The organism is Candidatus Dormiibacterota bacterium (genome assembly GCA_035544955.1).
Classification (GTDB): Bacteria; Chloroflexota; Dormibacteria; order CF-121; family CF-121; genus CF-13.
Window position 1 is genome coordinate 65,702 of sequence record DASZZN010000007.1, and the last position, 26,257, is coordinate 91,958.

The 26,257-nt window shown below is 64.8% G+C and carries 36 protein-coding genes and 1 pseudogene; 14 read left to right on the forward strand and 23 right to left on the reverse strand.

Going from position 1 to position 26,257, the window contains the following annotated elements; translation table 11 throughout:
• Positions 1-6: 6 nt before the first annotated feature.
• From VHK65_01665 to VHK65_01675, 3 genes are read right to left on the reverse strand one after another with little or no spacing between them, the layout of a single operon-like run.
• Positions 7-1,740: an ATP-dependent DNA ligase gene (locus tag VHK65_01665; protein HVS04859.1), complete on the reverse strand. Its 1,734-nt coding sequence runs from the start codon at positions 1,738-1,740 to the stop codon at positions 7-9.
• Positions 1,737-2,195 carry an NUDIX domain-containing protein gene (locus tag VHK65_01670; protein HVS04860.1) on the reverse strand — a complete coding sequence of 153 codons (459 nt, stop codon included), beginning with the start codon at positions 2,193-2,195 and terminating at the stop codon, positions 1,737-1,739. The genes VHK65_01665 and VHK65_01670 overlap by 4 nt, the downstream gene beginning before the upstream one ends.
• A 6-nt stretch (positions 2,196-2,201) precedes the next feature.
• A complete protein-coding gene (locus VHK65_01675) occupies positions 2,202-2,735 on the reverse strand; it encodes a DUF1684 domain-containing protein (GenBank protein ID HVS04861.1) in 534 nt (177 codons plus the stop codon).
• 89 nt (positions 2,736-2,824) lie between these two features.
• Between VHK65_01675 and VHK65_01680 the strand changes: the two genes are divergently transcribed.
• The 3 genes from VHK65_01680 (at position 2,825) to VHK65_01690 (ending at position 4,897) form a co-directional block, all read left to right on the forward strand.
• Entirely contained in the window at positions 2,825-3,886 is a 1,062-nt protein-coding gene (locus tag VHK65_01680) for a methyltransferase domain-containing protein (protein HVS04862.1), read from the forward strand.
• An 81-nt stretch (positions 3,887-3,967) separates the two neighbouring features.
• A complete protein-coding gene (gene greA / locus VHK65_01685; protein HVS04863.1) occupies positions 3,968-4,408 on the forward strand; it encodes a transcription elongation factor GreA in 441 nt (146 codons plus the stop codon).
• Between the two features lie 30 nt (positions 4,409-4,438).
• Complete coding sequence (locus tag VHK65_01690; GenBank protein HVS04864.1) at positions 4,439-4,897, forward strand: DUF488 domain-containing protein; 459 nt, start codon at positions 4,439-4,441, stop codon at positions 4,895-4,897.
• On the opposite strand, the gene VHK65_01695 is transcribed toward VHK65_01690, so the two are convergent.
• Positions 4,887-5,417 (reverse strand): hypothetical protein, encoded by a 531-nt coding sequence (locus VHK65_01695; GenBank protein HVS04865.1) that lies wholly within the window; start codon positions 5,415-5,417, stop codon positions 4,887-4,889. The two genes, VHK65_01690 and VHK65_01695, sit on opposite strands and share 11 nt — an antisense overlap.
• 55 nt (positions 5,418-5,472) lie before the next feature.
• On the opposite strand from VHK65_01695, the gene VHK65_01700 reads away from it, so the two are divergent.
• A complete protein-coding gene (locus tag VHK65_01700) occupies positions 5,473-5,907 on the forward strand; it encodes a hypothetical protein (protein HVS04866.1) in 435 nt (144 codons plus the stop codon).
• 20 nt (positions 5,908-5,927) lie between these two features.
• Here the strand turns inward: VHK65_01700 and VHK65_01705 are convergent, their stop codons facing one another.
• Positions 5,928-6,479: a YceI family protein gene (locus VHK65_01705; GenBank protein ID HVS04867.1), complete on the reverse strand. Its 552-nt coding sequence runs from the start codon at positions 6,477-6,479 to the stop codon at positions 5,928-5,930.
• A 103-nt stretch (positions 6,480-6,582) separates the two neighbouring features.
• On the opposite strand from VHK65_01705, the gene VHK65_01710 reads away from it, so the two are divergent.
• On the forward strand, positions 6,583-6,996 hold the full coding sequence (locus VHK65_01710; GenBank protein HVS04868.1) for a helix-turn-helix domain-containing protein: 414 nt from the start codon (positions 6,583-6,585) through the stop codon (positions 6,994-6,996).
• A 44-nt stretch (positions 6,997-7,040) separates the two neighbouring features.
• Complete coding sequence (locus VHK65_01715; protein HVS04869.1) at positions 7,041-8,243, forward strand: AI-2E family transporter; 1,203 nt, start codon at positions 7,041-7,043, stop codon at positions 8,241-8,243.
• Between the two features lie 93 nt (positions 8,244-8,336).
• Here VHK65_01715 and VHK65_01720 read toward each other — a convergent pair whose 3' ends face one another.
• From VHK65_01720 to VHK65_01735, 4 genes are read right to left on the reverse strand one after another with little or no spacing between them, the layout of a single operon-like run.
• Positions 8,337-8,858, reverse strand: a complete 522-nt coding sequence (locus VHK65_01720) for a DinB family protein (GenBank protein ID HVS04870.1) — start codon at positions 8,856-8,858, stop codon at positions 8,337-8,339.
• Positions 8,855-9,505: a cyclase family protein gene (locus VHK65_01725; GenBank protein HVS04871.1), complete on the reverse strand. Its 651-nt coding sequence runs from the start codon at positions 9,503-9,505 to the stop codon at positions 8,855-8,857. Before VHK65_01725 ends, VHK65_01720 begins: the two co-directional genes overlap by 4 nt.
• Positions 9,506-9,514: 9 nt before the next feature.
• Positions 9,515-10,150 carry a dihydrofolate reductase family protein gene (locus tag VHK65_01730; GenBank protein ID HVS04872.1) on the reverse strand — a complete coding sequence of 212 codons (636 nt, stop codon included), beginning with the start codon at positions 10,148-10,150 and terminating at the stop codon, positions 9,515-9,517.
• 4 nt (positions 10,151-10,154) lie between these two features.
• Entirely contained in the window at positions 10,155-10,664 is a 510-nt protein-coding gene (locus tag VHK65_01735) for a DUF5946 family protein (GenBank protein HVS04873.1), read from the reverse strand.
• A gap of 51 nt (positions 10,665-10,715) precedes the next feature.
• On the opposite strand from VHK65_01735, the gene VHK65_01740 reads away from it, so the two are divergent.
• Together VHK65_01740 and VHK65_01745 are read left to right on the forward strand one after the other, a co-directional pair.
• Complete coding sequence (locus tag VHK65_01740) at positions 10,716-11,303, forward strand: class I SAM-dependent methyltransferase (protein HVS04874.1); 588 nt, start codon at positions 10,716-10,718, stop codon at positions 11,301-11,303.
• Positions 11,304-11,344: 41 nt separating this feature from the next.
• A complete protein-coding gene (locus VHK65_01745; GenBank protein ID HVS04875.1) occupies positions 11,345-12,331 on the forward strand; it encodes a sigma-70 family RNA polymerase sigma factor in 987 nt (328 codons plus the stop codon).
• Here VHK65_01745 and VHK65_01750 read toward each other — a convergent pair.
• Positions 12,319-12,540, reverse strand: coding sequence for an STAS domain-containing protein (locus tag VHK65_01750; GenBank protein HVS04876.1), 222 nt, complete (start codon positions 12,538-12,540; stop codon positions 12,319-12,321). The two genes, VHK65_01745 and VHK65_01750, sit on opposite strands and share 13 nt — an antisense overlap.
• A 109-nt stretch (positions 12,541-12,649) precedes the next feature.
• On the opposite strand from VHK65_01750, the gene VHK65_01755 reads away from it, so the two are divergent.
• Positions 12,650-14,053 (forward strand): amidase family protein, encoded by a 1,404-nt coding sequence (locus tag VHK65_01755; GenBank protein ID HVS04877.1) that lies wholly within the window; start codon positions 12,650-12,652, stop codon positions 14,051-14,053.
• 28 nt (positions 14,054-14,081) lie between these two features.
• Here VHK65_01755 and VHK65_01760 read toward each other — a convergent pair whose 3' ends face one another.
• Both VHK65_01760 and VHK65_01765 read right to left on the reverse strand, forming a co-directional pair.
• Positions 14,082-14,282, reverse strand: a complete 201-nt coding sequence (locus VHK65_01760) for a hypothetical protein (GenBank protein ID HVS04878.1) — start codon at positions 14,280-14,282, stop codon at positions 14,082-14,084.
• An 87-nt stretch (positions 14,283-14,369) separates the two neighbouring features.
• Positions 14,370-14,522 (reverse strand): hypothetical protein, encoded by a 153-nt coding sequence (locus VHK65_01765; GenBank protein ID HVS04879.1) that lies wholly within the window; start codon positions 14,520-14,522, stop codon positions 14,370-14,372.
• A 75-nt stretch (positions 14,523-14,597) separates the two neighbouring features.
• Here VHK65_01765 and VHK65_01770 point away from each other — a divergent pair, with 75 nt between their 5' ends.
• Positions 14,598-15,074: a hypothetical protein gene (locus tag VHK65_01770; protein HVS04880.1), complete on the forward strand. Its 477-nt coding sequence runs from the start codon at positions 14,598-14,600 to the stop codon at positions 15,072-15,074.
• A 99-nt stretch (positions 15,075-15,173) separates the two neighbouring features.
• On the opposite strand, the pseudogene VHK65_01775 reads toward VHK65_01770, so the two are convergent.
• Positions 15,174-15,395 (reverse strand): annotated as a pseudogene (locus VHK65_01775) (aldo/keto reductase).
• A gap of 303 nt (positions 15,396-15,698) precedes the next feature.
• On the opposite strand from VHK65_01775, the gene VHK65_01780 reads away from it, so the two are divergent.
• Positions 15,699-16,292: a class I SAM-dependent methyltransferase gene (locus tag VHK65_01780; protein HVS04881.1), complete on the forward strand. Its 594-nt coding sequence runs from the start codon at positions 15,699-15,701 to the stop codon at positions 16,290-16,292.
• A 123-nt stretch (positions 16,293-16,415) separates the two neighbouring features.
• Here VHK65_01780 and VHK65_01785 read toward each other — a convergent pair whose 3' ends face one another.
• From VHK65_01785 to VHK65_01800, 4 genes are all read right to left on the reverse strand, one after another.
• Positions 16,416-16,730, reverse strand: a complete 315-nt coding sequence (locus VHK65_01785) for an EthD domain-containing protein (protein ID HVS04882.1) — start codon at positions 16,728-16,730, stop codon at positions 16,416-16,418.
• 130 nt (positions 16,731-16,860) lie between these two features.
• Positions 16,861-17,199: a lipopolysaccharide assembly protein LapA domain-containing protein gene (locus tag VHK65_01790; GenBank protein ID HVS04883.1), complete on the reverse strand. Its 339-nt coding sequence runs from the start codon at positions 17,197-17,199 to the stop codon at positions 16,861-16,863.
• Positions 17,196-18,626 carry an ATPase domain-containing protein gene (locus tag VHK65_01795; protein ID HVS04884.1) on the reverse strand — a complete coding sequence of 477 codons (1,431 nt, stop codon included), beginning with the start codon at positions 18,624-18,626 and terminating at the stop codon, positions 17,196-17,198. The genes VHK65_01790 and VHK65_01795 overlap by 4 nt, the downstream gene beginning before the upstream one ends.
• 1 nt (position 18,627) lies before the next feature.
• Positions 18,628-19,029 (reverse strand): response regulator, encoded by a 402-nt coding sequence (locus tag VHK65_01800; protein HVS04885.1) that lies wholly within the window; start codon positions 19,027-19,029, stop codon positions 18,628-18,630.
• A 430-nt stretch (positions 19,030-19,459) separates the two neighbouring features.
• On the opposite strand from VHK65_01800, the gene VHK65_01805 reads away from it, so the two are divergent.
• Positions 19,460-19,903, forward strand: a complete 444-nt coding sequence (locus tag VHK65_01805) for an ester cyclase (GenBank protein HVS04886.1) — start codon at positions 19,460-19,462, stop codon at positions 19,901-19,903.
• 172 nt (positions 19,904-20,075) lie between these two features.
• Positions 20,076-21,083, forward strand: coding sequence for a hypothetical protein (locus VHK65_01810; GenBank protein HVS04887.1), 1,008 nt, complete (start codon positions 20,076-20,078; stop codon positions 21,081-21,083).
• A 35-nt stretch (positions 21,084-21,118) separates the two neighbouring features.
• Here VHK65_01810 and VHK65_01815 read toward each other — a convergent pair whose 3' ends face one another.
• The 6 genes from VHK65_01815 to VHK65_01840 all read right to left on the reverse strand — a co-directional run bounded on the left by VHK65_01815 (position 21,119) and on the right by VHK65_01840 (position 25,768).
• Positions 21,119-21,418 (reverse strand): CarD family transcriptional regulator, encoded by a 300-nt coding sequence (locus tag VHK65_01815; GenBank protein ID HVS04888.1) that lies wholly within the window; start codon positions 21,416-21,418, stop codon positions 21,119-21,121.
• A 45-nt stretch (positions 21,419-21,463) separates the two neighbouring features.
• The gene (locus tag VHK65_01820) at positions 21,464-22,306 is read right to left on the reverse strand and encodes an EamA family transporter (protein ID HVS04889.1); all 843 of its coding nucleotides are present in this window, start codon (positions 22,304-22,306) and stop codon (positions 21,464-21,466) included.
• 72 nt (positions 22,307-22,378) lie between these two features.
• Positions 22,379-23,572: a response regulator gene (locus tag VHK65_01825; protein HVS04890.1), complete on the reverse strand. Its 1,194-nt coding sequence runs from the start codon at positions 23,570-23,572 to the stop codon at positions 22,379-22,381.
• Between the two features lie 42 nt (positions 23,573-23,614).
• Positions 23,615-23,773, reverse strand: a complete 159-nt coding sequence (locus VHK65_01830) for a hypothetical protein (protein ID HVS04891.1) — start codon at positions 23,771-23,773, stop codon at positions 23,615-23,617.
• A 17-nt stretch (positions 23,774-23,790) separates the two neighbouring features.
• The gene (locus tag VHK65_01835; GenBank protein ID HVS04892.1) at positions 23,791-24,726 is read right to left on the reverse strand and encodes a response regulator; all 936 of its coding nucleotides are present in this window, start codon (positions 24,724-24,726) and stop codon (positions 23,791-23,793) included.
• Positions 24,727-24,802: 76 nt separating this feature from the next.
• Positions 24,803-25,768, reverse strand: coding sequence for a PAS domain S-box protein (locus VHK65_01840; protein ID HVS04893.1), 966 nt, complete (start codon positions 25,766-25,768; stop codon positions 24,803-24,805).
• A 209-nt stretch (positions 25,769-25,977) separates the two neighbouring features.
• Between VHK65_01840 and VHK65_01845 the strand changes: the two genes are divergently transcribed.
• Positions 25,978-26,256, forward strand: a complete 279-nt coding sequence (locus VHK65_01845) for a response regulator transcription factor (GenBank protein HVS04894.1) — start codon at positions 25,978-25,980, stop codon at positions 26,254-26,256.
• The last annotated feature ends 1 nt before the right edge of the window (position 26,257 follow it).

Below are 26,257 nucleotides of genomic sequence, written 5' to 3' on the forward strand. Positions count from 1 at the left end.
GCGACCTCAGGCGGGTTGCTTACGCTGCCGCTGCTGCGCGAACAGCTCGGCGATCTCCTTGACGGTCGTCGCGTCCTCAGGCCTCTTGTCCGCGCTGCGGAAGGAGACGATTCGCGGAAAACGAAGCGCGAACCCAGGCTCGTCCCCGATCTTGCCGGCGGTGTGCCTCGGGCTCGGCGTGATTTCGTCCGCCATCACTTCGACCACCACCTCCGGCTTGAGCCACACATCCGGCACCAGGATCGAATCCACCCGCGCCGGCCGCTGATCGACCTGCAGCTTGTCCGCGCGCTCGTGGATTTGCCGCCATTCAGCGTCGGATAAGCCGGTCCCAAGCTTGGTGATGCTGGCAAACCGGTCGTTTTCCGCATCGTAGACGCCCCCCAGCAGCGCGCCCACTCCAAACTCCGCCCGTTTGCCTTTTCCGAAGTAGTAGCCGATCAGGACCAGGTCGACGGTGTCGTTGAGCTCCCCGCTCGTATGGCGCTTGAGCTTGACCCAGTTGAAGTTGCGGGCGCCCGCCTGGTATTTCGAATCCGGTCGCTTGACGACGACGCCTTCCAGGCCTTGGCTGATCGAGTCAAGGAGCGTCTTGGTCAGGACTTCGACCGAGTCGGTCTTGATGATTGGAGCAGGGAGCAGCACGGTCGAGCCGGCGATCACGTCATCGACCAGCGCGAGCCGCTCCTCGTAGGGCATCTCGGTCAGGTCGCGGCCGTTGCGGTAGAGGATGTCGAACATGAAGGCGACCAGCGGCAGATCCTGGGCGGCTTGCTCGATGCCGTGCTGCCGCCGCCGGCTCGCGGTCAACTGGAAGGGCAGGTACTCCTCCAATTCTTTGCTATAGGCGATCGCTTCACCGTCGAGGATGAGCGTCTCGTCCGTCAACTGTTGGGCGGCCGCGGTGAGCTCGGAGAACATGAGGGTGTAATCCTCGAGGTTGCGCGAGAAGACGCGCACAGCCGAGCTGTTCTTGTGGATCTGCACCCGGATGCCGTCGTACTTCGGCTGGACGGCGACCAATCCGAGCCGCTTGATGACCGCTTCCGGGTTGGGGAGGCGCTCGGCGAGCTGGCTCCGGATCGGCCGTCCGACCGTGATCTTCAGCGCGTTGACCTCGCCTTCGCCACCGGACCAGAAGGTCCTGGCGATCAGGCCAAGGTCGGACACACGGTTGTACGCGCCTTCGAGCACCGGCCGAAGCGACTTGTCGCCCTTCTTCGCAAACGAGAGCGCATCGAGCACCGTGGGATCGCCGATGCCGAGCCGCAAGCGACCAAGGGCGATCCGCACCAGGTGCTTGGCGGACGTCGGGTCGACCTGGTTCAGCAAGGCGGCGAAGAGCGAGCGCTTCTTTTCGACCGACCCGGCGCCGGCAGCAACGGCAATTTCCATCAACCGGGCGTGCACTTCGGCGACGGGCGGCGAGGCGCTCGACCCGCGCTCCGCGAGCTGGGCCGCCACCAACCCGAGGTCGCCGAGCCGGCCGAAGAGCTTCGCGACTTCCTCACCGGGCGTCCCGAACGCCTGGGCGATCGCCGCGATCACCAGTTTCTCGCCGAGGCCGATCTCGACCGGCTCGAAGAAGGGAACCAGCCGCCCCTGGATCAAGTAGGTCAGCGGTTGAATCTCGTCAGGCGAGCTCTTCGTGTACAGCTCAGCCAACGTCTTTACCAGCTCGTTCCTGCTACTGGTCGACTCGAGCCGGTCGAGGTAGCCGCTCAGCTCAGCAAACGTCACAGCTGCTCCTCCAGGCGATCGATGAAAGCGCGCTGGGCGGGTATCAGCTTGCGACGCGCGGTGTCCAGGTCAAACCATGCGGCCCGATCGACTTCAGGGAACGTCTGCATCTTCGCGGACCGCGGCGGCCACTCCAGCTCGAACGTGTTGCTGGTCGTCCGGGTGACGTCGAGGTCGCCCAGCACAGCCCAAGCATGGACGATCTTGCCTCCCGCCTGCCGCACGGCGCCGAGCGATGTGATCTGACCTCCAGGTGGGGGCGCCCCGAGTTCCTCTTGAAATTCGCGCCGGGCCACGTCGAAGGCTGCTTCCTTCTCGGCGAGCTCACCCTTCGGTATCGACCACACACCCTCGTCACGTTTCTGCCAGAACGGCCCCCCCGGATGGACGAGGAGCACCTCGACTTTCCCGTCGTGTCGGCGATAGAGAACGAGGCCGGCGCTCTGGACGCTCAACGGGTGTTAGGACGTAGTGTCATGCCCGCCCGCGAACGTTTTCTCGCCGGCGCGGATCGGGACCTTGAGCCAGTTCTCCGGAGGCGGCACGGGACAGCTCCAGGATGGGTCGTATGCGCAGTTGGGGTTGTACGCGTAGTTGAAGTCGATCGTGACGTCGTCGCCGTGGGCGTGCACTTCCAGATAGCGGCCCGCGGGATAAGTCTCGTGCCCCGATGTGGCGTCCCGGAACGGGATGAAGAGCTCGTCTGAATCATCTGAGGCATACAGGACCAATTGTGCCGGCTGATCGTCCACCTGGAAGCGCACGAGACCATAGCGACGGTAGACCTGTTCCTCGCCGCCCGTGGTCGCCATGCGCACCTCATCGGGCTCAACATTACGATCAACACTGGCGAGGATGACGAGTCGTGGATTCTCGTCGAAATAGGCCAGCCCACCGAACGCGCGCCGTTGCTCGGACGTCAACGGCGAGTGCGGGTCCTTGGCAAACACCTCGTTCTTCTCCGCACGGAACCGCTGCAACTCCGATGTCTTCATTGGCACACAACCGGAAACGCGCGCGGAGCGCCATCTATTCCCATGCCTGCGCTCGCTAGCGATGCCCTCATCGGGAGAGAATAGTTGAGATGGAGGCGCAGGACTGGGATGAGCGCTATCGAGGCGCGACCCTCCTCTGGACGGAACGACCGAACCAGTTCCTGGTCGAGGAGATCAGCGGGCTCGAGCCGGGCCGCGCGCTCGACCTGGGCACGGGCGAGGGGCGCAATGCCGTCTGGCTGGCGGAGCAAGGATGGCAGGTCACCGCGGTGGACTTCTCGCGGGTGGCCCTCGACCGTGGCGCGGCAATCGCCCAACGCAGCGGCGTGGACGTCGAGTGGGTGCACGCGGACCTGACCCAATACCGACCAGCCGTGGCGGCGTTCGATCTTGTCGTCATCCTGTATCTGCACCTCCCGCCCGCTGCCCGGCGCGGCGTCCTCGACCAGGCGGCTGGGGCGCTTCGCCCCGGTGGACGGCTGCTGATCGTCGGGCACGACCTCGAGAATCGCGCCGCCGGCCACGGCGGTCCCCAGGACCCGAGCGTGCTGTACGCGCCCGACCGGATCGCGTCCGAGCTGCCCGGGCTGACAATGGCCCGCGCGCAAACCGTAAAACGTCACGTGCAGACGATCGACGGTGTCGCCGCGGCGTTCGACACGCTAGTGCTCGCCGTGAGGCCAGCCATCCAGCCGGCTAACCTCGCGACGGTCACCGCCCGCTGGTCCGGCACGCCATTCCAGTTCGACATCACGGGTCCTCGCGGGCAGGTCGTCACGGTCGATGAGGCGCCGCCGCTGGGACAGGGTCGCGGAATGACGCCCTGCGAGGTGCTGCTGGGCTCGCTCGCCACCTGCTCGGCGATCAGCGCGGTCTCACTCCTGCAGAAGATGCATCAGCCACTGCGCTCGCTGTTCATCCGTGTGGAAGGGACGCAGCAGCCCGAATGGCCGAAGGCCTTCACGGACATCCACCTGCAGTTCGTCGTTGGCGGCGATGGATCCTTCGACGTGGCTTCGGTGAAGAGGGCGATCGATCTCGCAACCACGCGCTACTGCCCCGTCAGCGCCACCATGGAACTAGGTCAGGGCGGCTGCCGGATCGACGCAGGCTTCACGATCGTGAACGACGCGCCCGCCGGCCTCGAGTGAATCCTCGTCGGCGCCTCCCTTTCCATTTCCCGATACGATTGATCGATCGCTACCTCCAGGGACAGTGACGCGCGCATTCCCATGACCGCGTTCGGCTTCGAGGCCCTCAAGGCCGAGCTGGCTGAGCTGCGCGGGCGCCGTCCCGCAATGGTCGAGGAAGTCGCAGCGGCCCGCTCGCAGGGGGATCTGAGCGAGAACTTCGCCTATCACGACGCCCGGCAGAACCTGGGGATGCTCGACGGTCGCATCCAGACGATCGAAGCCACCCTCACGCGGGCGCAGGTCGTCGAGGAGAGCGCCGCGAAGGGTGTCGCCCGGATCGGCTCGACGGTCGTGGTCCGTGACGAGTTCGGCGAATCCACCTATCAGATCGTCGGTCCGAGCGAGGGCAACATGGCGCGCGGGCTGATGTCGATCGCATCACCGCTGGGCAGCGCCCTGATCGACCACCGGGCTGGCGACACCGTCACATTCCAGACCCCTGGAGGGGAGCGGCAGGCAACGGTCGTCAGCGTCACCTAAGAGGGACCTTCTCTGCGGACGATCGCGACGGTGGGCGTGTATCAATCGGGCCTCGACGACTTCCTCGATAAGCTCACGCGTCATCGGGTTGCGATGGTGGTCGATGTCCGGCAGCGGCGGGGCGTCCGCGGCCGCGAGTTTGCCTGGGCCAACTCGCTCCGGCTGCAGGCGGCGCTCGAGCAGGACGGGATCGAGTACCGGCATCTACCCGACCTGGCGCCCACCACGGAGTTGCGCCAGCTTCAATACCGAGAAGACGACCGTCTCAAGGTTGGCAAACGCTCGCGCGTTGAGCTGGCGGAGGACTACCGGCGCCGCTACCTCCGCGAGGTGCTCGACCAGGTCGACCTGCGAGCGTTCCTCGAATCGCTACCTGACGATGCGACGTCCGCGCTGCTGTGCGTCGAGCGCGACGCCAGGGCCTGTCACCGTTCGCTGATTGCGGGTCGTCTCCAGGCTGAGTACGGCGTGGCTGTTGTCAATCTCTGAGGGTGAAGTCTCCAACAGTAACTAACAAGTCCCAGGTATTGCGCAAGGAGACGATCAATAAGACAAGGATGGCCACAACCAGCCAGGTGAACGCCGACGAGGATGACGAGAAAAGCAGTCCGCCAGCAACGATGATCGCCACGAAGCTGGCAGCGCTCAATCCGAAACGCAGGATGAGGCGGGCCCGATCGCGCCGCTGCATTTGCAGGCTCCGCCCCCCACGTTGAGCTGCGGCAACCAGGCTCGGCGCCGCGATGACGAGGCTCGCCACACCGGACGCGATCAGCGCAAAGGCGGCTGTCGACTCATCGTCGGGGATCACCATGAAGAGGGTCACGAAGAGAATTGCGCCGAAATTGGCCAGCGTCACGCGGGCGAGGCTGCGCACCTCAGGACTCGCGATCACGACCCGCAGGTGCAATGACAGGCCCACGAAGAGGAGGCCCACGAGTGTTGCCGAAGCCGTGCCCGCGAGGGTGTAGAAATCGTGCCAACCGCTGACCGCAGCCCGATATGACACTAGCGTTTAGTGTGGCAGGTCTACTATGACGGCAAATAACTCGGACGGAGGAAATATGGCCGCACTCGACACGCTCGTCAACCCGCCGTTCGCCAAGAATCCACCGGTCAAGCTCAACCTCGACGCCAAGGTGGTTGGCCTCGTGGTCGCCATCCTCGGCGGCCTCGGCGCGTTATTCGTGTTCCTGGCACTGCTCGGCTTGCTAGGATTTGGCGCCGCCCTGTCTGCCTTTGTTGGAGTCTTCTTCCTTGCCTTGATCGGCGTTATTCTCAACCTGGTCGCCGACGTGATGGCCGCGATCGGCGGCTGGCAGATGTACCAGGGGAACGAGAGCGGCAAACGGCTCGCGATCTACGGTTTGGCGATCGCCTTCGTGGCTGAAATCATCCAGATGATCGGGTTTTCATCGACCTCGGCGATCGTACCGTTGATCTTGCTGGCGCTGGTCTATTACGCCATCGTCGTAAGCCGCTATCCCGCCAAGACCTGAAATAACGCCACAGGCGGCGGTCAGTTCTTGGTGCCGGCCGCCACCTTGTCCTCGACCTCGACGAGCTCGCCCTCGATGTTGATCTGGATATCGTGGCTGACCACGAATTTCCCGTCCAGCATCATGTCGAAGCTCATCCCGAAGTCCTTCCGATTGATCTTGGTCTCTGCCGCGTAGCCAATCCGGTGGCCCATCCCCGGATCGTTGAATTCGCCGTACTTGACCACATTGAGGGTCACGGGATGGGTCACGCCCTTGATGGTGAGATCGCCGGTCATCGTGCCCCGGTCCGGCCCTTTCGGCTCGATCTTGGTGCTCTTGAACGTGATCGTGGGGTACTTTTCGACCTCCAGGAAGTAGGACTGGCGTAGGTCGTTGTCCCGCTGCTCGTTGTGGGTGCGGATGCTCGCCGTCCGGATGGTGACGTCGATTTTCGAACGCTCCGGGTGGTCGGGGTGGACGTCACCGATCGCCGCCACTTCGGTGAAGTTACCTCGAACGGTCATCATTCCCAGGTGTTTTGCCGAGAACTCGACTTGCGTGTGCAGTGGATCAAAGGTCCAGGTTCCCATCCATCGCCCTCCTATTTGATCGGATCGTGGGGGCAACGTAACACCCGGAGCTTACTTTTCGCAAGTTCCTGCAGTAATTGGCGGGCAGCGCTACACTGACCGCGTGAATCGCAAGGTGGGCGCCCAGGCGCTCGAGTGTGATGAGCGCCTGACGCAAGCCTTCACTCTGCTGGGCAAGCGCTGGTCGGGCGTCATCCTCGGCCTGTTGCTCCAGAGTCCGGCCCGGTTTGCCGTGCTGGCGCGGACGATACCCGGGATCAGCGAACGCATGCTGTCCGACCGTCTCAACGAGCTGGCCAGGGCCGGCTTGATCGACAGGACCGTGCTCGATGGGCCGCCGCTTGGCGTCCTCTATGAGCTGACTGAGAGTGGGCGGGCGATTGGCCCCGGCCTCCTCAGGCTGGGCGACTGGGCCGAACGGTACATGACTCCGGCAAAGCCGCGACGCCATCGGCCATCCGGCGTCGGCGCCGCGACGCGGACGCGCAAAACCCCGGAATCCCACCCAGTGAGGTAGCGCCCCCGCTCCTCACCGAGGGCTGGTCTGCGAGACTGGGCCCCATGGCGGATGACCAACGGGTCTTGACCAGGGCCTGGCGCCACCTCGAGCGCCCGGTCCGGATCCTCGTTTATCTCCTGATCGCGCTCACGGCGGTGATGCTCTATCACCAGAGCGAGTACCTCATCGTCCACCTCTTCAACGTTGTCCTGCTGTTCATCTTCGCCGGGATCATCGCCTTGTTGCTCACGCCGGTGATCGACCGGATGGAGATGCTAGCCATCTTCAAAAGTCGGCGGCTCGTCGCCGTGCTGGTGCTCTACATCGTCATCATCGGTTTGATCGCCGGAGTGATCGCGCTCGTGACACCGGCGCTGATCGGCCAGGCCAAGCAATTACCGGCGCTGGAATCGCGAGCCATCGCCTTCATCCGCTACCTGCAGGACGCGATCGATAGCGCGGGCATTCCGCTCAAGCTGAGTCTTCCGAGCGGGGCTGCCGCGATCAGCAGCGCCGTCCTCGGATCGGTCCTCGGGATCCTGAGCGGGACGCTGGGAACGCTGATCAACATCCTCCTGGTGCTCGTCATCTCAATCTACCTCCTGGTGGAAGGCCGCCAGCTGATCGCCAGTATGCGCAAGCTCTTTGTCGGGCACGAAGCGGTCTACGACTTCACGCTCCTGGCGGTTGGCACCACGTTCGGCCAGTACGCGCGGGGCCAGTTGCTCATGTCGCTTGTCATGGGCACGTACACCGGCGTGGCGATGACGGTGGTCGGAGTCCCCTACGCTGTGGTTCTCGGGATCCTGACCTTCTTCCTCGAGTTCCTCCCGCTGATCGGCGCGCCCGTCGGAATGGGACTGGCGGTGCTCATTGCGCTCGTCTTCAAGGGACCGGTGGTTGGGCTTCTGGCCCTGGTTGCGGCGGTCGGCGGCCACGCGATCGAGGCGTACATCCTTGGACCCCGCGTGATGGGTTCCGCCACCCGAATTCATCCACTGGTCGCCATGGCGGCTCTCTTGATCGGGGCCGAGCTTGGGGGCATTCTCGGCGCACTTTTCGGGGTCCCGGTCGCGGGGCTGCTCAACGTCCTCCTCGGTGCCTTCTACCGGGCGCAACGCGGGGAAGATACGCCACTATCCGCGAGCCCGTCCGGGGAGGTCCACGCGGAGGCTCTCCCGCGCCTGTCCGAGGAGATCAGCGAATCGGCCGGGGAAGGCCCGATTGAGAACGAGCCGGTGCCTCACACCGCAGGGGAAAAGTAGCGCGCAGCAGAGGTCCGCCGAGGGCGACGTCCCAGACGAAATATCCGCCGATCTCCTCGCCTGACCGACTGACGGATTACCTCAAGCGTATCCCTATTTTTCACGCCCCTTCTGGGCGAGATCCAGGGTAGGGTGGTCGTAGACGTAGAAGATGTAGTCCTGAGAAACGGTCTTGACGCCCAGATCGTTCAGCAGCCTGAGCAGTTGTGCTCGATGATCGGTGCCGTGATTGGCGACCTGGAGCAGCACCTGCCAGGCGACGAGATCCTTGTCCTCCCCCTCTGCGAACGGCTTCTCGAAGAGCGTGTCGTCGCGTAGCTCCGCAAGATACTCGCGCATCCGTTGCTCGACGGCGTCCCAGTGACGACGAATGCTCTTCCGATCCACAAGGGTGGCCGGGTCGAGCGAGTCTGGGATCTCGACGCCTCGCAATCCGCTGAACCAGGCGTCATCAACGCTCATGAGATGCAGGATCTGGTTTCGGACGGATCCGTGCGAGTAGCCCACGTCCTGCGTGAACTGCTCATCGGAGAGCGACGTGACATACGCATCCCAGATGTTCCGGTTCTCACTGAAGTGATAGTCGTAGAAATGGCGGAAGACATCGGCCATCATGTCGCGACGATGTATGCCCGCACCGGGAACGTCCCGCCGCCGACCCAGGCGATTGGGACGGCGTGCAGACGTCCCGCACCTGACGTCAGCGACCCGAGGTTCGTCATGTGCTCACAGATTGGGATGCCGGCTCCGAGCAAGAGCGTATGGGCTGGTCGCGACATGTCGGAGATGTCATCGATGTTCAATGCGTCGATCCCGACCAGGGCCGGCCGAGCGTCAACGAGCCTCCTGCATGCGGCGGCTGTCAGATACGGACTGCCACTGAAGTAGCTGTCGGTGCCCCAGTTGCGCGAGAAGTCGGTGCGCACAAGAATGGCCTTGCCGCGCAGGTCGCCGTCTGGCAGGACGTCAGGGCCGATCGCGCGACCGGCGCCCGTGGCGTCGGCGACGACGACGGGAAGGTCGGCGAGGCGGTCGAGGGGAAGTGCAGCAAGGTCCGCACCTTCCCGGAACCGATGGCGCGGCGAGTCGACGTATGTCCCCGTGTTGCCGCATAAGTGAAACGAGGCGATCAGGAACTCCGCCTTGCCGTCGTACCGCGATGCGTCATAGTCGTTCAGCACCTCGACGCGCGGCGTGGGCAACGGCCTGTACGTTTCCATGCCCTCCACCACCGGATGGCTCACATCGATGAATCGGCTCACCTGGGCAGCTTAGCGAACAATGCGGTACCTCACGTGCGTGACCGCCGGTGAGGCGATGACGTCCACGGGTTCGAGGGTGGGATCCCCGACGTTCTCCAGCAGGCGCTCACCAGCACCGAGGATGACCGGCACGATGTGCAGAGAGAGCTCGTCGAGCAAACCAGCTCGCAGGAATTGCTGCACCGTGTGCGCGCCACCGGCGATGACGATGTCCTTGTCGCCGGCAACCGCCCGGGCCTGTTCGAGCGCCGATTGGGTCCCGTCGGTCACGAACGCGAAGGTGGTGCCGCCCTGCATCGGTAACGGCGGACGCGGATGGTGCGTCAGGACGAAAACCGGCACATGGTAGGGGGGATCGTCGCCCCACCAGCCGGTCCACGTCTCATCCCATGGCCCCTCGCCGCCGCCGAACATCTTGCGGCCCATGATGTAGGCGCCGACATTCGTGAAGAGATCGCGGACCACGTCCGAATCGACGCTATCCGCGCCGCCGGCCTCCCCCTGCTGCTCCCGCCAGCTGGCGGTTTCGAATACCCACCGGTGCAGGCGCAGCCCACCCTCGCCGATCGGGTTCTCCAGCCCCTGGTTCGGCCCGGCGACGAAGCCGTCGAGCGAGATCGAGATCTGGCACGTGACCGAACTCATGCTCTTACGACCTCCTCCCGGCGCCAAAATCATCGGTCGCCGCAACCATCTGTCTCACGCGGACATGCTCCGGTGACCAGGCGCTCCAGACGCTGGCGCACCACTCCATCAGTCTCTCGTCTCGACGCGGCCCAGGCTCAACCGCCACCACGTCCGCCACCGTCAGCGGCCCGACATGCTCGGGCGGGACGAAGCGGGGCCACTGCTTCGATCTCCGGGCCATCCGCATATGAGCTTTCTGGACCTGGCGGCCGGTGAACCCCAATTCAACGGCGAGGTAGAGGCCGGCGAGCGCGAACGCCGCCCCGATGGTTGGGTTCGATTGGCGTACGTGCTGGGCCCCGTAGGCGTCGACCAGGTGCTGGTGGATGAATTTGGGATCGCCGTGGGCGAGTGTGTAGTACGTCATCTCATTCATCACGGCGCGACAATCCCCGGAGGCATTGGCCTTTCGATCTAGATCCAGGCCAATGCTGGGGCGCTGTAGGCCGCATCCCGGGCAGACGCTTAGCACGGATCAGCCTGCGCCACTATCCACGCACTCTAACCTGACAACATAGTCGCGATGCCTGAGATGTCGGCGCTTGCCAGGAGCTTTTGCACGAGCCCGCCATACCGGGCGTTCGCCCGTTGGGTCCTGCTTCCTTGGGCCCTACAGGGTTTCTCGCCAAGCGGTGAAGCCCTTGAGATCGGCAGCGGTAGCGGAGCCATGGCGGCGCAACTGCTCCGTAAGTTTCCCGCGCTCCGACTGGTCGCCACGGACTACGACCCCGAAATGGTCGCCGTTGCGCAGCGGAGCCTCGCGCGTTTCGGGCCGCGAGCGACGGCGCAACGGGTCGACGCCACGGCCCTCCCGTTCGCCGATGGCCGCTTCGACGTCGTGCTCTCCTTTGCGATGCTCCACCATGTCGGTGACTGGGCCGGGGCGACGGCCGAAGCCATCCGCGTTATCCGCCCGGGCGGCTATTTCGTCGGCTATGACTTGCTCCACGGCGCACCGTTGCACCATGGGCACCATGACGGGCCGCGCAGCACCGGAATGATGGGCCCCGGACAGCTGGAGGCATTGCTCGGGCGTCTGGCCGTCACCGATGTGCGGACGCGACGCTCTGCCGGTGGCTTTGCGCTGCGGTTCTTCGCTAAACGCAGATGATTTCAGGCCCTCGTCACCGTCTAAGCCGTAGGATGACCCCGGTGGAGGTTCCGTCTCGTACCATCGCGCCGATCGAGTTGGAGAGCCAGCTCGAGGCGTACCGTTCCGAGCTGACCGGTTACTGCTACCGGATGCTCGGCTCGCCGTTCGAGGCGGAGGATGCGGTGCAAGAGACGTTACTGCGTGCCTGGCGAGGCTTCGAGCGCTTCGAGGGGCGGGCGGCCGTGCGGTCATGGATCTACCGGATTGCCACCAATGTCTGCCTCGACATGCTGGACGGGCGCAACCGCCGAGCCCGTCCGATGGACCTCGGCCCGGCCCAGGCCCCGGTTGTGGAGAACGCCCACTGGCTCCCCGAGGTTGCCTGGCTCGAGCCCATCCCGGACAGCGTCTTCGCCGAGGCTGGTGATCCGGCCGACCTCGCGGTCACGCGGGAGTCGATCCGTCTCGCCTTCGTGGCGGCGCTCCAGCATCTCCCTGCCCGACAGCGGGCCGTGCTGATCCTGTGTGAGGTCCTCCGCTGGAAAGCCAAGGAGGTGGCCGAGCTCCTCGACACCAGTGTGGCATCCGTCAACAGCGCTCTGCAACGCGCGCGCGAGACGCTGGAGGCAAGCGGCGTCAGCTCGAACGATCCCATCCCGGAAATGGACGAGGCTCGGAAGCAGCTCCTCGCGCGTTACGTCCAGGCCTTCGAGCGTTACGACCTGAGCGCGCTCACGGCACTGATCCAGGAGGACGCCAAGCAGTCGATGCCGCCGTACGACCTCTGGCTGCAGGGCCGAGAGAACATCCTTACATGGTGGTTCGGGCCGGGCATCGGCTGTCGCGGCTCGCGGCTCCTACCCACGACCGGGGCGAACGGCTCGGTGGCCTTCGGACAGTACAAGCCGAGCGAATCCGGACTTGGCCGCGATCCCTGGGCTCTCCTGGTGGTCGAGACGGCGAAGGACCGCATCGTCGAGTTCACCTTCTTCCTCGATACCGCGAAGCTGTTTCCCCTGTTCGGCCTGCCCGATCACATCGACTGATCGCGGCAGCAGGGCAGGGTGTCGCGCAACCCCATGAAGGCCACGAGCTCACGGAGCTCGTTCGATGCGCCCCTCAGCCTGACCTGGCACTGATGGCGGCGGGCAGCCAGCTGCAGCCGTGCAAGCGCGCCCACCGTCACCGCGTCGGCGGCGAACCCCTGGACGTCGCAGAAGACGACGGTGATCGCGCTGGGTTGTGGCGCTGGCATCGGGTGTCCAATTGGTTAGACGCCCTGCGCACGGAGAACTCATCGCACAGAAGGAGGCGATCATGAGCAAGACTGCTTCAAACGCCAACACTGCCGTCCGCTAGCCACTATGAAAGCCAAGACACCAGCACCAACGATCACGACCGATAGCGTTTTCTCCAGTACTACCGAGCTGGCCGGAGCAATTCGGGCAGGTCGGGTTTCGGCCACGGAAGTCCTGAGTGGGCATCTAGCCCAGATCGCAACACACAATCCCGCGTTGAACGCCGTCATTACGCTCGACGCCGAGCACGCGGCTGAACGCGCGCGGGAAGCGGATGAGGCCCTGGCTCGCGGGGAGAACTGGGGACCGCTCCACGGCGTGCCCTTCACGCTGAAGGACGCTCATGCGACCGCGGGCCTGCGGACGACCACCGGGTTCCCGCCGCTCGCCAACTACGTACCTCAAGAGGATGGGGCGGTTGCCGCCCGTCTCAAGGCTGCGGGCGGCCTTCTCATCGGCAAGACGAACGTGCCGGTGATGCTGGCCGATTTTCAAACCATCAATCCGATTTTCGGCCGCACCAACAACCCATGGGATATCGCGCGCACTCCGGGCGGTTCCAGCGGTGGGGCGGCGGCTGCCCTGGCATCTGGAATGACGCCATTTGAGGTCGGCACCGACCTTTCCGCATCGATTCGACTTCCTGCTCACTTCTGCGGCGTATTCGGCCTGAAGACAACCGAGCGGCGCGTCCCCCTCACCGGGCTGATTCCCGGCCTTCCAGGGCCCAGACCGCTCCGAATAATGTCGACCATCGGACCGATGGCGCGCACCGTCGACGACCTGGCGCTGCTGTACTCGATCATCGCTGGGCCGGATGGCCTCGATACCGACGTACCCCCGGTGCCGGTCGGCCCCGCGGCCGCGATCGAGCTGGGAGACCTTCGGATCGCCGTTGCCCCAACGTTTGCGGCCATCCCGGTCGCGGCAGAAATCCGCGCGGCGATCGCACAGGTGGCCAGCACGCTTGCTCCACTATGTCGGGTGGTTGAGGAAGCCCCACTGCCATCGCTCGACTTCAACCAGGAGCTCGCCGGCGGCGGGGCGCTGGTTGGAATGATGATCGGCGCCGTCCAGCCGGGAGGGCAGGAACCACCGGCGACGCTCGCCCAGTACGTGGAAGCGCTGGACCGGCGCGACCAGTCCATCATCGCCTGGGAGCAATTCTTCGACCGGTGGGACGTGCTCCTCTGCCCAGCTTCCATGACGACGGCGTTCCCGCACTGCGATCCTGGATCACCCCTGCAGGTCGACGGCCAGGAGGTCTCGTATTGGACCGTCAGTGCACATGGCGCCCTGTTCAATTACACCGGCCACCCGGCCGTGGTGCTGCCGTACACGCTGGACCACGCCGGTCTGCCGATTGGGATTCAGCTGGTAGGAAAACGGTGGGGTGAATCGCGCCTGCTGGCGGTAGCCGACGCGCTCTCCACGATCACCGGCGGCTTCCGACGACCGCCGGGCTACTAGCTCGAACCGGGCAGACGATCGCGAGGTTTTAGGAGGCTGCCGGGCCGGTCGAGCTGATGGTTACTGCGGTAATGCCCTGACCCGGACGCACGGGTTCCGCAATGCGAATGTCAGGCGCGGACAGCGCTTTGTAGGCGACTTCCATCGCATGTGCCAGCCGCTTCGATGACGTGAATCGACCTTCGGCGACGACGACGGGATAGAGGCCCATCTCGCGGACCTTATCCATGATCGCGTGGGTGCTTATGCTAGCCCGTTCTTGTTCCATACTGAGTACAACTCGATTCGGGTCGCGACCCTGTGAAACCGGTGACAGCTACGTCGCGTAGTCCTCGATCATCAGGCCGGTGCAGTCGGCGCAGGCCACCCAGACGTAGTCGGGCTGCCCCGGCACGCTGATCACCGCATGGAACGTGGTGGCCGTCCGCTGCTTGCTACGGCAGCGCAGGGTTTCACAGTATCTAGGCATCTCCAAGCTCGGGCTGAGCCGCGCGGCCTGGGCAATCGGTAGCTTGCCCGCATTCTCGTCGACTAGGATTCGGCTATGAGCGAGCCGGAGCGACAACAAGCCGTTGACGCGGGACAGACGAAAACGCCGGAACGAGCTCCGGGGCACCGCGAGCTCAGACCACCCGAATGGTTCGAAGGGCGGCTCGCGACCTGGGTGCAGCGGATGGGTCTCGCCGCCTGGACCATTCGGACGTCATACAAGCCGAAGCTGCGGGGAGCGGAAGGCTACGCGGAGATCAGCCCCACATTCCTCGAAGCGGAACTCCAGTTCCGCCAGGACGTGTTGGTGGAACGCGGCGATGTCGTCATGGTGCACGAGTTGACGCACATCCTGACCGATGAGTGGGCCAGGGTCGTGGAGCAGGTGATTCACGACATGGTGCCGAGGCGACTGCAACGCGAAGCGCGAAACACGATCCGCCCGCACGAGGAGTCAGTCGTCGAAGCGATCGCCCACGCCCTGGTGCGCACCGCTGAACAGGCGGCCTCGAAGCCTGCCCCGAAACCCTGATCAGCGGCTAGCCGGCAACACCATCCGCGCGATCGCGCCTTCCAGCGACGATGGGTCGAGCCCATGCTCGAGCCAGTTGCCGTAGCGCTCGTTGACCGCGGGTTGGGTGGGCCCGGACCCGGCCTGGGTCCGTTCGACCGCGACGGCGATCTCCGCCAGGTCCGTGGCATCAAGCGTCAGGTTTCCGGCACTGATCCACCCGTCCACCTGCCGCGGACAGCGGGCCCCGACGATGGCGCCGCTGACGCCCGGCCAGCTCAGCGTCCAGGCAACGGCGACCGCGGCGACCGACACGCCGTGTCGTTCTGAGAGGGATTTCAACCTCACGAGGTTTAGGGAAGCGGTCGGGCGAGCCGGTTTTGGTGGGGGGGGAGGGATATTCATCGCTGCGATTGGTTCGGATTGCGTCGGGCAGCCGCCCCGATTTCACCCTCAACAAGCGGTTGCGGCCTAGAGGTGGGCGATCCGAACCACCCCTTTGCGAGCCAGGCGAGAGTCGGGGTCGGCGGTGGGCTGCTGTGGTGTGGTAGCGGCAGCCTCAGCCTCGACCTCCTCAGGGGGCTTGGGTTGAAGCTCCCACGCCGGAGGTGCGTCACCGCGCCTCCTCGCGGCTAAGCTGATTCGGTGGCCGACCGACACCAGTGGAATAGTGCCTACGAAGGATCGCCGCCCTGGGACATCGGCCGACCCCAGCCCGAGTTCGTGCGGCTTGCGCAGGCCGGCAAGCTGATGGGGCGGACCCTCGACGTAGGCTGTGGAACCGGAGAACACGTAATGCTTGCGGCGCAGCATGGTGCTGACGCCATGGGAGTCGACATCGCCGAACTTGCGATCGAGCGTGCTCGAGCCAAGGCGAAAGCGCGCGGCATCAGGGCGACCTTGAAGGTCGCGGACGCGCTCCACCTCGAGCAACTCGGGCTGCTTTTCGACGTGGTTACCGACAGTGGGGTCTTCCACGTCTTCGACGACGAACAACGCCCGATCTTTGTCCAGAGCCTCCGTTCTGCCCTTCGGCCGGGTGGCATGTACTACATGATGTGTTTCAGCGATCGCCAGCCCGGCGACTGGGGCCCCCGCCGGGTTTCCAATGCGGAGCTGAGGAGCGCCTTCGCGGTTGGCTGGTCGATCGACTCGATCGAACCGGCGTTGTTCGACGTCACGATCGACTCCGACGGGGCTCAGGCGTGGTTGGCAGAGATACGACGCGAGCCTGAGTGAAGCCTCTTGGCGGCCGCCGAAACCGAAAACAGTCCAAGTGCGGCTAGACATCGACTCACCGCGTTCAGGCGTGCTCACACCGGAATGCACTCATCCGCGCGCCTGGAGGATTCGGAATCCTCTCTAACACGGGATCGCCCGCTCCTCGGCGACGAAGCTCGCGGTCCGAGTTCCATCGATGAAATTCGCCTCGTCTGCGCTCGAGGCCTGCCACTCGGGCGAGCGCCGGGCGGCCTCTAGTGCGGCCATATCATCGAACCAGAGCTCGGCCATGCCGTCGAAATCGGGGAAGGCCGTGTCCGCCGGATCCGGAACCCGATGGCTCTGGACGAGCCGCCGCAGCCCAGGAATGCGCCGGCCGATTGGACCGTGCACCTCGCGCCAATATCGTGAGAACTCCTCGAGCGTCATTCCGGGTCGCCGGGTGATGCAGTACACCAGCTTGATCAAAATCGTTGGGTCCCCAAAACGGACAGAATCATTGATCGGCGACATAGTGCGCAAAGATGTTGCGCGGGGAGTGGTATCAGGATTACGCAATCCACCTAACGGTCAGGGTTGGCGTTGATCAGTCGGCAGGCGGGCTCGAGCTGACGCCTCGGCGACGGGAAGCCCTTGCAACCATGCGCAACTGCATGATGCGAGCTCCGCCGAAGGCCAGGACGATGGTCGCGCCGAGGATCACGGCGAATAGCAGCGCAACAGCTAGTGGCAGATGACCGTGGAAGACCAGGAACGAGATCTCGACGCTCTGTAGGTTTTGAAGGATGAAGACGAGGATTAGCACCAGCGCCAGCAATCCAATGACGACCGCGGTCCAGGCTCCGCTGAGGCGGGTGTTTTGCTCGCCCGGATAGGGATCCCGGTCAGGCTGCGCGGTTGGCGGCGGCGGATCGTCCGCGCTCAACTCTTGCTCCTCAGCGCGCTCCATCCGAGGACGCCGGTGACCCCCTCCAAGCGGTCCTTGATCGTGAGCCCATGCTTGTCGATCACGTACTCGAACACGCCCTTGTCGTGGTTGCTGGTTCGCATCTTGATGATGTTGATCGCCCGGCGAAGTTCCGAGCCGATTTCCAGGTAGCGGAGCATGATGACGTTGTGGAAAAGGAATGACAACCCGCCGATCGGCTCCGTCATCGGTCCGAGGGTGGTCGTTTCGCTAGTGATCAGGACCGAGGCGCCGGCGGCGCGGATCCATCCCACCAGGCTGCGGGAATAGGCGGGGAACCGCTCCGCCTCGCGGGCCGCAAACACCAGCTCCGCAAGACTGTCGACCACGACCCGACGAACCGAGCCTTTGACCAGCTCCCGGCGGACGGCGGCCGCGATCGTATCGAGATCCAGCTCGCCAACCGGAACGTAATGGATGGAGAGCTGCCCCGATTCCCGGGCTTTCGCCATGTCCCAGCCGAAGCTGGCGGCCTTCTTGGCGAGCTGGTCGGCTGTTTCCTGGAAGGAGACGTAGAGACAGCGCTCTCCTGCTTCGAGGCCCTCGGCGGCGAAGCGAAGCCCGAGGATGGTCTTGCCGGCGCCAGACGGTCCGAGGACCACGGTGGCCTGCCCGGCACGGATCCCCCCACCCATCAACTCGTCGAGCCGGGACACGCCGCTGGCGACGGGCCCATCCGGTTCGACGGTGCCGTTTGGCGCCAGTGTCTCCAGTCGGGGAAACACCTCGAAGCCCTTCTGCCGGATGCGAAACGAATGTTTGCCGACCAGGTGGTCGCCGCCGCGCAGCTTCACGACGCGCAGCCAGCGGCGGTCCACCGGCTCATGGGGCTCGTAGGCCAGCTGGATAATGCCGTCCGCGAGGGAGAACTCGACCCCGCCCTCGATCTCCCGCGGCGTGTATTCACCCACCAACAGCAGGACGGCGTCGGTGTGCGCGACGCGGCTCGCCAGGCTATAGAGCGCGGTCCGCAGCTCCCGCTCGCTCACGAAGTCGCGCAGTGCCTTGGCGCTGTCGATCACCACAACCGCCGGCCGGGTCTCAAAGCACTTCCGGACCACCTCGGACACGACGGGCTCCAGCCCGTCCTGGCCGGCTTCCTGCACCAGCTCGCCTAGATGGATGAAGTCCACGCTGTGGCCGAGCGCCGCCGGCTTGAAGAACTCGAAGGGCTCCAGGTGCCGGACGAGCTTGGAGTGCGGCTCGGACAGGGTGGTGTAGTAGAGAGCCTTGTGCTCGGGCGTGGCATTGGCGAAGCAGATCTGCTGGGCCAGGATGGTTTTGCCCGTGCCGGGGGCCCCGGCCACGATGACGAGCGAGCCCGGCTCGAGTCCGCCGCCGAGAATCACATCGAGGTCCGCAATGCCGGTTTGCAGTCGGGCCATGTCAGCCGCCATTCTCGCGGATAAGGAGGGCCGCGGCGTGCAAGAGAGCCTGTGGGTCGAATGGTTTTCCTAGACGGGTGTTGGCCGCAATGGCCAGTTCGGAGTTGCCGCTGACGACCAGGATCGGGATCGCGGCCGTCTCCGGGTCGCCACGCAGGCGCTCGATGAACTCCAGGCCGTCCATCATTGGCATCATGACATCCGTGGTCACGAGGTCCGGTTGCCTGGCCTTGACCGACTTCAAGCCGGCCACGCCATGGCGGGCCTCGGTGACCTGGTAGCCGGCGCTCTCGAAGATCAGCCGCATCAGGTACCGGACGTCAGGTTCGTCATCGACGATCAGAATCCGTGCTATCGGGTCGTCCCCTTGCCCCTTCCCTTCATCCTCAGCGAATCTCTCAATGGGTCGGGCTGAATGTCTGCAAGATCAGGCCCGGCTCAAACGCAACAATTATTGCAAATCTTCCTGGCCAGTCCCAATCAGTATTTCCGTGCCGAGGAGATCCTTGCCCAAACCTGGGGAATGGGGAACTGACGCTTCGGCGGAGCAACTCCGGACCGACATCACCCGAATGCGGCAGAACCTGTCTCCTTTTGCGGCCTGGTGCAACCCGGTCACCGAAAAAGGCCGAGGGTACTGCCTTGTCCTCGTGGGAGCCCCCGACAAAGCATAGTGTGCTGACGATTCTCACAGCGAGTGAAGCTCGCCTCTGAAGGGTACATACAGGTAGTCAGACGCGCGATGCTGGCGGAGCCTGCAAAATGGCTCCCCGCATGAGGTCCGCCCGGCGGCTGGGCCAGGAGGTCTTAGAAGGGCTCAAAGGAAATTTCCTATGGCTATCGTTATGACCGATCCCAAAGTTCTCGCGACGACGTTCAATGACACGTTCAACGCGCACAACGAGAGCGCCATCTGGCGCCTGGTTTCACCGCAGATCCGGCTCACTGCCCCGGGCGACGTTCGGTTCGAAGGCAAGGACCAATTCGCCGGCTATCTCATCGGTTGGATGAAGAGCTTCCCGGATGCGCGCATGACCGTACGTCACGAGATCGTCAGCGGCCCCTGGGTCGTTCAGCAGTACACCTTCGAGGGTACACACCGTGGCACCCTCCCCGGCCCGTTCGGCGACATCTCCCCGACCAACCGGAAGGTCGTCAACCACGGCGTGCAGCTCATCAAGTTCGAGAATGATCTCGTCGTTGAATACCGGCTCTACTTCGACCAGGTCGAGACCCTGAACCAGCTCGGCATCATGCCGATCCCGGTCAAGGCTTAAGCAACCTTCGTGTCGCGAGCCCGGGCCTCGAGGCTCGGGCTTTCTTCTTGCCCTGCGAACTCCCGGCCGCGCCGCAGGATTCGATCTGCGTAGCATTTCTGCTGTGGACCGAACGGGGACCTTTCCTTCGCGGCTGATCGCCATTTTCGGCTCCGGCGAGACGAGCCCGACAATGACGTCTGTCCATAAGGAGCTGACCGCGCGGGTCGGTAACCCACGACCTACCGCCGTCCTCCTCGACACGCCCTTCGGCTTCCAGCCAAACGCCGATGACCTGGTCGCCCGGATCAGCGACTACTTCCGGCAGCACGTGGGCCTCGAAATCAAGCTGGCTTCGCTCCGGCACAGCGGGCGGGCCACGGCGCCGGAGCTCGAGCTATTCCTTGCCCAGCTCAGCGAGGCGAATTACGTGTTCGCGGGTCCGGGGAGCCCTACCTACGCTCTACGCCACTGGCGCGACACCGGCGTGGGTGAGCGATTGATCGAGAAGCTGGCCCGGGGCGGATGCGTCGCATTCGCCAGCGCGGCGGCGATCGGACTCGGCGCCTTTGCCCTCCCCGTCTATGAGATCTACAAGGTTGGCGATGACCCCTCGTGGACGCCAGGCCTCGACGTGCTCGGGCAAATCGGCGTTCGATGCGCCGTCATCCCCCACTACAACAACCAGGAAGGCGGCACGCACGACACGCGATTCTGCTACATGGGTGAGGCACGGCTGCGTGTGCTCGAATCGATGCTGCCCGACGATATCGTCATTCTTGGGGTCGACGAGTACACCGCCTGCATCATCGATCTCGACGCGCAATCCGTGACCGTGCGAGGTCGCGGAGGAGTCACGGTTCGACGGCGCGGTTCGGAGCGAGTCTGGAAACGGACCACGTTTTCCTTGAGCGAATTGCAGGGTGGTTCGTGCGTCGACGGGCTGGTCCCGACCATCGTCGAGATGGAGCGCGTGCTCCAGGGGCGGTTCGCGGATATTGCCAGTACAGATGCACAGGAGGTGGAGCAGGTGCGCGGGTCAATCGCACCGCTGGTCGAACTGCTCCTCTCGCTGCGTGACGAGGCGAGGCGTGAGCGTCGCTTCAACGACGCCGATCGTATTCGCGCCATCCTGGCCGAGTGCGGTGTCGAGCTACAGGACACCCCATCAGGGACCGCATGGGTCCTGACACACGCGTGAAGCCGTACCTGACGTGCTACGGCGTCAGCAGGCGGTTAAGCCGGCGCGGGCGTCGGGGTCGCAGCCGGCTTCTGACTGCGGCTGTATGGCGAGCGCTGCTCAGTCGTCGTCAGCCGCGCCAGGGCCGCCTCTTCGCCGACGTACTTGCTCAGGCGCGCGACGTGTTCCACCGGGACGAAGACTCGATGGCCCTCGGCGTAGTCGAGCTGAAAATACTGGGCAATCGTCCCGTCGGTTGCCTCGACCTCCCGGGTTCCCACGTATCGGCTGAGGCCATGCGTGGTATGGAGCACCAGCTCACCGGGATTGAAGGGGGAAGCGAACTTCGCTGGCAAGACTTCATGATTGTACCCGCCCTCGGCGCGTCTCAAACTCCGCGATCAGGGGACATCTGTGGCGGCCTGCGGGGGTGCCGTACGCGTGGCGCCGGCGCTCGCCACCATCACGAGGGCGATCGCGATCAAATCACGAGGCGAGAGCCGCTGACCCAGAAAGAGAAAGCCCGCCGCGGCTCCCATCGCGGGCTCGAGGCTCATCAGGATGCCGAAGACCTGCCTCGATAGGCGGCGAAGCGCCGCGAACTCGAGCGAAAACGGGATAGCTGATGACAAGATGGCGACAATCAGGCCAAGGGCGAGGTTGCGCAGGTTGAGCAGCCGGTTACCCGCGCCGGCGATGCCGAACGGGAGGAGCGCGAGCCCGCCCACGGCGAGCGCGAAGGCCAGGCCATCCGGTCCGGGCACCAGCCTCCCCACACGCTGGCTGAGGACAATATAGGATGCCCACCCGGCCGCCGCCCCCAGCGCGAAGAGCAGGCCGAGCGTCGTCACAGCCCCACCACTGAACGACAGCAGCACGACGCCGGCCGCGGCCATCGCCGCCCAGGCGAAGTCGAGCGCCTTGCGTGAGCTCATGATCGCGACCCCGAGCGGGCCGATGAACTCGATGGTGACCGCCACCCCGAGCGGGATGCGCGCGATCGCCTGGTAGAAGCAAAGGTTCATGGCGGCGATGATCAACCCGAAGAGGACGATGGCGCGCCACTGCCGAGCGTCGAATCGCGGCCATCGTGGCCGCGCGATGGCCAGCAGGATGCAGGCGCCGAACGCGACGCGGAGGAAGACCGTCCCGGTGGCGCCAAGAAAGGCGAACAGATGCCGGGCGACGGTCGCCCCAACCTGGACAGACGCGATCGCGCCGAGCGCATACAGGGGCGCGGGCACGCTGCGGCGAGGCAGTCTCAGCTCAGTTCGCGCGATCCCGTGGATGTTACATCGAGACTTTTGAGGTGGCCGTCAAGCCGGCGCCGGCAGCGCCTGGGGTGAAGGCAGGGTCAACTCGGGAACAGCCGGCAGCCAGAACGCGACGCTGGTGCCGGCGCCGGGGTGCGATTCCAGCTTCCACCAGCCTCCGGCGATCTGGGCTCGCTCGCGCATCTCGGTCAGACCGAGATGGCCCGGGGCCGATCCATTGCCGTTTGGAGTAAAGCCCCTGCCGTCGTCATCGATCTGTACGCGCCAACCCTTATCGGCGTTTTCCAGGCGCACCAGAATTAGGTGGGCTCCGGCATGTTTCTGGACATTCGCCAGTGCCTCAATCGCGATCCGGTAGAGGATGACCCGCGTTTCGGGCGGCGGCTCCGCAGTTAAGTGGTTTTCGAGCTCGACGACCACGCTCCCGCCGGATTGGATCTGCTCGAGATGCGCCTGCAAAGCGGCCGCCAGCCCTGACCGATCGAGCGCGAGCGGGCGCAGGTTGAACATCAGGTGACGCAACCGGCTGATCGCTCCCTGGAACGCGTCTTCCAGCCTGTCGAGAGCCTCGACCTCAGCGTCGGACCTCAACCGTTTGCGTAATTGCTGGAGGCGCAGGCCGGCAGCCGCCATGGCCTGGATGCTGTCGTCGTGGATATCGGAGGCGATCCGCAATCGTTCCGTCTCCTGGGCGCGCACGAGGTGGACGAGCAGTTCCTCTCGGTCGTGTCCGGCTTTGCGGACCAACTCGAGCAGCGCCAGCTCGGTCTTCTTCCGTTCGCTGACATCCGCAAGAAGCGCCCTAAAGCAAGCCGTGGCCAGATCGGTCGGCATGCTGAGCTGCGACCGCGCCGCGCGGTGGATGGCTTCAACGATTTCTCGGTCGGCTGCCCCCTTCACCAGGTACCCGGACGCGCCCAACTGCAGCATTTCGGACACGCTTTCCATGTCCTCGCGGGCTGAGAACGCCAGATACCGTGTTGCCGGGGCGCGCACCGCAATCTCGCGCGCCGCCCTTGGGCCACCGCCTCCTGGCATACGCACGTCAAGTAGAGCCACGCGCGGTCGCTCGCGAGCAGCGATCTCGATCGCTTCATCCGCCGTCGCCGCCACCTCTACCAGTTTGATGCTGGATTCCTCGGAGAGGAGGTCCGCGAGCGCTTCGCGGATCGCCGCGTCATCATCGGCGATAAGGACCGATACGGTCCGCTCCATATCCCGCGCGACGGCGCTCACCGAGGGTCCTTGCGAATCTCGGGCGGAGTTAGGCACCTCTGCCTACAGGCCGTCGGGTTGGATCTTTCGCCGGATCTGGAATAGCAGGCCGCTGGACCGGCGGCGCCGGAAGCCGGTCATTGTGCGGTCGCTGGAGATGCTCGCGACGGCTGCAAGACGTTTCTGCAGTACTTCCTCATCACTGGGGTTATCGCCCGGCATCGCCGGCGTATCTCCTATCACGCCGCGGCCCATGGTCCGGATCGCCCGGGACGAGGCCAGGTCGTCAGCGCATGTAGCGCGTCGGCCCCGATCTCGAGGACGGTATGCCCTCTGGCGCACGATCGAATGTTGTTGGTCAATTCCTGGCTACCGAAGCCCTTAACGATGTAGCCTGCGGCGCCCCCACGAAGCATGGCGACCACCTCGTCCGGGTCATCGCTCGCCGAGAAGGCGAGGATGCGTGTGCGCGGGGATACACGCTCCAGCTCGAAGGCAACCCGCTCTCCCCCCCACTCGGGCATCCGAACGTCGACCAGAGCGACGTCCGGTTGCATCGAAGCCGCCACCGTAGTGGCGTCGTCGAGGTTCGTGGCGGTGCCGACCAATCGCAGACCGGCCTCTTCGCTGATCAGCTCGCCGACTGCTTGCACAACGGCAAGATCATCGTCGACCGCCATAACACGAACCGGACTCTCGCCCAGCATCGAGCTCAACTCCTTATCGACAACCAGTCCCTGGATGACGTAGCGTCCTAGCTCAGGAGAAAGCACGGCGCGACCTCGCGTGACCTGGAGGATGCCACTCACGATCCGCGTGGGTCGGGTCCCCTTGAGCAGGTAGCCGCTCGCCCCGGCGCGCAGCATCGCGAGCACGGCGTCCTTGTCACGACGCACAGAAAAGGCCAGCATGCGGGTCTGCGGACAGGCCACGCGGATCCCATTCGCGGCTTCGATGCCCCCGCCCGGCATGTTCATGTCGAGCAGCGCCACGTCGGGACGAAACGAGCCGGCCAGTTCGATCGCGGACTCCGCGCTGGTGGCCAGGCCACTGACCACCATGCCTGGCGAGCTGTTGATGACGTCCGCCAGACCGGATCGGACCACCGGACTATCGTCGGCGACCAGCACGGTTTGCGAATGCCGTCGCCCTCCGTCTCTGGCGACCCCCAGCATCAGTCGAGGGTAACGTGGACGCAAACGCCAATCCACTGACGAATGTGGGGACTGCGACCTATCTAATTGCGGGAGGTCAGGTGGCGGCGGACTTGTTCGGCTCACTCAGGGGATCCTCTGGAATCCAGGCCCGCACACGGTGCTGGTCGCCGCTGGAGAGTTCGATCTGTGCCCAGCCACCGGCGAGACGGGCACGCTCCCGAAGCAGTCCGTTTCCAGCCGTACCGGCGCCATCGTGGACGAGGCGCACCATCCAGCCCTGGTCCTCGTCGTCGAGGTCCACCCTGATCACGCCAATGCCGTCTGAGCAGGCGGCGCCTTTCACGGCCTCCTCGACGATCCGGTAGAGGAGCATGCGGCGACCGGTCGGCGGGTCACGCTCGAGCCGCGTTTGGACCTCGAACGCTACGCCAGTCTCGCCTTGGACACCTTCGAGCAGCTCGCGAACCGCGGCCGCGATCCCCGAACCCTCGAGCGCCGCCGGGCGAAGTTCGAACATCAGCTTCCGCAGACGCACCATCGTCAGGTCGAGGAGCTCCTCCAGGGCGGAGACGATCGCAAGCTGCCCCGGGTCATGCAGAGTGAGCCGAAGGAGCTGCACCCGGAGGCTGGCGGCGGTAACTGCCTGCAGGCTGTCGTCGTGGATGTCGTCCGCGATTCGTTTACGCTCCTGTTCCAGCGCTCTGAGGATCCGCTCCTCCGCGTGCCAACGGTCAGTGAGGTCGCGCGCCGCGACGAGCCCGACCGCGCCGTGTGCGGTCTTTAGCGGCGTCGTGCGGAAGTCAACCGGAAATCGGACGCCATCCTTTCGGCGGCCGACCACTTCGAGGCGCTGCGGCTTGAGCGCGCAGCCCCGCATCCAATCCACGCTCGGGGTCGCCCCAGGCTGGAGCACCATGACCAGTCCCCGTCCAATACAGTCATCGGCCCCGTAGCCGAATAGATCCAGCCAGGGACCGTTGATGCGGCGCATGTTGCCGTCAACATCGGTGATGGCCATCGCGTCGGGGACGGTTTCGATTAGATCGGCAAGTAGCGGGATGTTCGGCCCTCGTCGGCGCGACGCGTGGACCCAGCGCGTTCTTGCTCACTCTGTTGCAAATAGGCACAAATGCGCAGGGCTGAAGGCAACAGGGCGCACAATAAAATAGGCACTCCTGCCGATGCAGTCGCGGCGAGTGACTGCGACGCTGTGAGCAGAAAGGAATAATAAGACTGCCTCCACTAATACGGCCATCGGAGGCGCAGGGGGTGCAATTCCTGGCCACTGGGCGTGAATCTGCGCCGCTGTCGGCGCAGTTGGAGCTCGGGCAACCTAGCTCGTCACCGTCTGGCCTCGAACACCTGACGCCGAGACAGATCGAGGTGTTGCAGCTCGTGGCACGCGGGATGACGAACCAGGAGATCGCTGAGACGCTCTTTCTCAGCCGGCGCACGGTCCACGCCCACCTTCGCTCGATCTTTCACAAACTCGGCGTCGGGCACCGCAGCGCCGCCACGCGATACGCTGTACAGCACGGACTGCTGTAGG

Bases quoted from the DNA above. Each gene is read 5' to 3' on its own strand.
- VHK65_01675 (HVS04861.1), bottom strand. From the start codon at position 2,735: ATGAAGACATCGGAGTTGCAGCGGTTCCGTGCGGAGAAGAACGAGGTG.
- VHK65_01680 (HVS04862.1), top strand. From the start codon at position 2,825: ATGGAGGCGCAGGACTGGGATGAGCGCTATCGAGGCGCGACCCTCCTC.
- greA (HVS04863.1), top strand. From the start codon at position 3,968: ATGACCGCGTTCGGCTTCGAGGCCCTCAAGGCCGAGCTGGCTGAGCTG.
- VHK65_01700 (HVS04866.1), top strand. From the start codon at position 5,473: ATGGCCGCACTCGACACGCTCGTCAACCCGCCGTTCGCCAAGAATCCA.
- VHK65_01705 (HVS04867.1), bottom strand. From the start codon at position 6,479: ATGGGAACCTGGACCTTTGATCCACTGCACACGCAAGTCGAGTTCTCG.
- VHK65_01715 (HVS04869.1), top strand. From the start codon at position 7,041: ATGGCGGATGACCAACGGGTCTTGACCAGGGCCTGGCGCCACCTCGAG.
- VHK65_01720 (HVS04870.1), bottom strand. From the start codon at position 8,858: ATGATGGCCGATGTCTTCCGCCATTTCTACGACTATCACTTCAGTGAG.
- VHK65_01730 (HVS04872.1), bottom strand. From the start codon at position 10,150: ATGAGTTCGGTCACGTGCCAGATCTCGATCTCGCTCGACGGCTTCGTC.
- VHK65_01740 (HVS04874.1), top strand. From the start codon at position 10,716: ATGCCTGAGATGTCGGCGCTTGCCAGGAGCTTTTGCACGAGCCCGCCA.
- VHK65_01750 (HVS04876.1), bottom strand. From the start codon at position 12,540: ATGCCAGCGCCACAACCCAGCGCGATCACCGTCGTCTTCTGCGACGTC.
- VHK65_01755 (HVS04877.1), top strand. From the start codon at position 12,650: ATGAAAGCCAAGACACCAGCACCAACGATCACGACCGATAGCGTTTTC.
- VHK65_01760 (HVS04878.1), bottom strand. From the start codon at position 14,282: ATGGATAAGGTCCGCGAGATGGGCCTCTATCCCGTCGTCGTCGCCGAA.
- VHK65_01765 (HVS04879.1), bottom strand. From the start codon at position 14,522: ATGCCTAGATACTGTGAAACCCTGCGCTGCCGTAGCAAGCAGCGGACG.
- VHK65_01770 (HVS04880.1), top strand. From the start codon at position 14,598: ATGAGCGAGCCGGAGCGACAACAAGCCGTTGACGCGGGACAGACGAAA.
- VHK65_01795 (HVS04884.1), bottom strand. From the start codon at position 18,626: ATGGCCCGACTGCAAACCGGCATTGCGGACCTCGATGTGATTCTCGGC.
- VHK65_01805 (HVS04886.1), top strand. From the start codon at position 19,460: ATGGCTATCGTTATGACCGATCCCAAAGTTCTCGCGACGACGTTCAAT.
- VHK65_01810 (HVS04887.1), top strand. From the start codon at position 20,076: ATGACGTCTGTCCATAAGGAGCTGACCGCGCGGGTCGGTAACCCACGA.
- VHK65_01830 (HVS04891.1), bottom strand. From the start codon at position 23,773: ATGCCGGGCGATAACCCCAGTGATGAGGAAGTACTGCAGAAACGTCTT.
- VHK65_01835 (HVS04892.1), bottom strand. From the start codon at position 24,726: ATGCTGGGGGTCGCCAGAGACGGAGGGCGACGGCATTCGCAAACCGTG.